Source organism: Kitasatospora sp. MBT63 (genome assembly GCF_000710465.2).
Classification (GTDB): Bacteria; Actinomycetota; Actinomycetes; order Streptomycetales; family Streptomycetaceae; genus Kitasatospora.
On record NZ_JAIZ01000251.1, the window covers coordinates 1 to 3208 of the forward strand.

Genomic DNA, 3208 nt, shown 5'->3' on the forward strand with positions numbered 1-3208 from the left:
CAACCCACCCCCAGCCCTGTACCACCGAGAACGACCGCCACCAGGAGGCACCACATGGCGACAACCGACGAGCTCTGGCAGGCCCACAAGGCCGCGGACCAGCTCAGCAACACCCTCGCCGGCATCTACGAGGAGAGCGGCGGGGAAGCAGCCGAGGTCCGCGAGCCACACCTCGCTGTCATCAGAAGCCTCCACCAGGACCTCACCTGCGCCATCGCCCCGTTCCTCCAGTGACCCGCTTCAACATTGCCTTGAATGACTTGATGCTGCAACTTATAACTACTGCTCGGGTTGCCCCCGGCGGTCGCGCACCACCCCCGTTCAGCACCCAGCCATCGCCGCCGTGAAAGGGACACCCGTGCCTGGCACCTACGCCCACCTCGTCCGCGGAACCATCTCCCTGAGCGTCAGGGCCCAGACACGCCGGAGCGCGTTCGAGGCCCTCGACACCATCAGCGAGGACGGCGAACTGCTGCCCGAGCTGACCCTGGAAGGTCTCCGCCTGAACGGCGTGACCATCCAGGCCGGTACCGGCCGCGTCACCTCCGACACCGAGACGGCGGTCCTTGAGGGAGCCCACACCTACCCGATGACGGCGGAGGTGATGGCTATCGCCTACAGCGACCAGGGCGAGGTGAGCGAGGACGCCGAGCAGCGGGCCCGTGAGGCCCTCTCGGCACTCACCGGCATGCACCCGGTGACCGCAGCGGTGCCCGCCGGGAACATCACGCTGGGGGCGCTCCGCCTGGATGCCGACCAGGGCGACGAAGGACTGGTCGAGGTGGACGGGGTCAGCACCGAGGACATGTGCGCCAACGCCGACTGCCGCGAGTCCACCGCCGACGGCGAGGGATACGACGGCGAGTGCGGCGACTGCGCAGACCGCACCTACGCCGCCTCCGGCGACCACGCGTAGGCCGGCCGCCCCAGCGAGCGGGATGCGCGCCGCCACGCGGGCAGCGCGCATCCCGCGCAAATCACCGCTTCATATGCACCCACCAGGGCCTCACCAGCCCAGATGTCACACCCGAACGAGAGGATCACTTCATGACCGTCACCACCGCCGCCCCCCTGGACCCCACCGCCTACCGCGCGGCCGTACAGCATGCCAACAGCGCCGCCACCCTGTACTACACCGACGGCCAGTCCCCGCTCGACGACACCGCCTACGACACCCTGCTGCTCGCCATCACCGCGTTCGAACAGGCCAACCCCGATCTGCGTGATCCGGACTCCCCCACCGGCAAGGTCGGCACGGCTCCGGTGACCGGGGACGTCCCCCACACGAGCCAGATGCTGAGCCTGAGCAACGTGTTCAGCCCGGCCGACCTCCAGGACTGGGCCGACTCCCTCACCCGCCGCATCGGCCGCACCCCGCAGGGCTGGGTGGTCGAGCCCAAGTTCGACGGCCTGGCCATCGCCGCGCGCTACCGCGACGGGCGCCTCGTTCAGATCATCACCCGCGGCAACGGCACCCACGGCGAGGACGTCTCCCACCAGATCGGCAACATCCACGGCCTGCCCACCACCCTGACCGAACCCGCCACGCTCGAAGTCCGCGGCGAAGCCCTCTTCACCACCGCCCAGTTCACGGACGCCAACCGGGTGCGCACCGAGCACGGCCACGCCCCGTTCGCGAACGCGCGCAACGGAGCCGCCGGAACCCTCCGTGCCCGCGACCGCGCCTACACCCTCCCCCTGACCGCCTACCTGTACGCCGCCCTCCCCCTCGACGGCCACTCCACCGACCTGGCCCACCTGGCCCACCACGAGATCCTCGACCGCCTCGCCGCACTCGGCATCGCCACCCCCGCCCAGACCCCCGCCGCCCCCAAGCTCTGCACGACCGTCGAGGAACTCCAGGCCCGCGTCGAGGAGATCACCGCGCTGCGCCCCACCCTGCCCTTCGGAATCGACGGCGTCGTCATCAAGGCCGACACTGCCACCGACCAGGCCGACGCCGGCGTCGGCTCCCGCTTCCCCCACCACTCGGCCGCCTACAAGCTCCCCGCCGTCGAGCGCGTCACCCGCCTGCTCGGCGTCGAGTGGAACGTCGGCCGCACCGGCGTGATCGCGCCGCGCGCGATCCTGGAGCCCGTCGAGATCGACGGCTCCACCGTTGGCTTTGCCACCCTCCATAACCCCGCCGACATCGCCCGCCGCGGCCTGATGCTCAACTCCCTCGTCGTCGTGGTCAAGGCGGGCGACATCATCCCCCGCGTCGAGCGCCCGGCGACCGACCAGCGCACCGGCGAGGAGACCCCCATCGTCCCGCCCTCCGCCTGCCCGAGGTGCGGGGCGGACATCGACTCCTCCCAGGAACGGTGGCGGTGCGTCCGGGGCCGCGCGTGTGGCCAGCTCGCCGCCATCCGGTACGCCGTCGGACGCGACCAGCTCGACATCGACGGCCTCGGCACCAAGCTCTGCGACCAGCTCGTCGAGACCGGTCTCGTGACCGACATCGCCGACCTCCACACCCTCACCCGCTCCCAGCTCCTGGGTCTGGACCGCATGGGCGAGGCCAGCACCGACAAGCTCCTCACCGCCATCGAGGCGTCCAAGCAGCAGCCCCTCAGCCGCCTCCTGGCTGCGCTCGGCATCCGCGGCACCGGCCGCTCCATGTCCCGCCGCATCGCCCGCCACCTGGGAACCCTCGAAGCGGTCCGCAGTGCCACCGCCGACGACTTCTCCGCCATCGAGGGGATCGGCCCCGAGAAGGCCCCCGTCATCGTCGCCGAACTCGCGGAACTGAGCGGCGTACTCGACAAGCTCGTGGCAGCAGGCGTCAACACCGCCGAGCCCGGCTCCGCCGGCGTGAGCGGTGCGACCGACCCCGCCGCCCCGGCCACGGCCCCCGACGGAGCCGGACCCCTCGCGGGCAAGAAGGTCGTCGTCACCGGCAGCATGACCGGCGCTCTCAAGCTCCTCTCGCGCAACCAGATGAACGAGCTGATCGAGGCCGCGGGCGGAAAGTCCTCGGGCAGCGTCTCGGCGAAGACCCACCTCGTCGTCGCCGGCGACCAGGCCGGCTCCAAGCTCACCAAGGCCCGTGAACTCGGCATCACCGTGCTCAACCCGGCCGAGTTCGCCGCCCTGGTCGCCGACTACCTCGCCTGAGCCCCTACCCGACAGGGGGTGGGCACCGACAGCGCGTCGGTGCCCACCCCACACCCCGTTCCCGACCATCCACGCCCGCCCGCCCGCCCGG

At 71.2% G+C, this 3208-nt stretch carries 3 protein-coding genes; all 3 read left to right on the forward strand.

Annotated features, from left to right (window positions below):
• Positions 1-54: 54 nt before the first annotated feature.
• The 3 genes from AA75_RS15865 (at position 55) to ligA (ending at position 3117) form a co-directional block, all read left to right on the forward strand.
• On the forward strand, positions 55-234 hold the full coding sequence (locus AA75_RS15865) for a hypothetical protein (RefSeq protein ID WP_033820677.1): 180 nt from the start codon (positions 55-57) through the stop codon (positions 232-234).
• A 124-nt stretch (positions 235-358) separates the two neighbouring features.
• Positions 359-916 (forward strand): hypothetical protein, encoded by a 558-nt coding sequence (locus AA75_RS15870; protein ID WP_033820678.1) that lies wholly within the window; start codon positions 359-361, stop codon positions 914-916.
• Positions 917-1047: 131 nt separating this feature from the next.
• A complete protein-coding gene (gene ligA / locus AA75_RS15875) occupies positions 1048-3117 on the forward strand; it encodes an NAD-dependent DNA ligase LigA (RefSeq protein ID WP_051812512.1) in 2070 nt (689 codons plus the stop codon).
• The last annotated feature ends 91 nt before the right edge of the window (positions 3118-3208 follow it).

Coding starts and splice junctions, on each gene's coding strand:
- ligA (WP_051812512.1), top strand. CDS start 1,048: ATGACCGTCACCACCGCCGCCCCCCTGGACCCCACCGCCTACCGCGCG.
- AA75_RS15865 (WP_033820677.1), top strand. CDS start 55: ATGGCGACAACCGACGAGCTCTGGCAGGCCCACAAGGCCGCGGACCAG.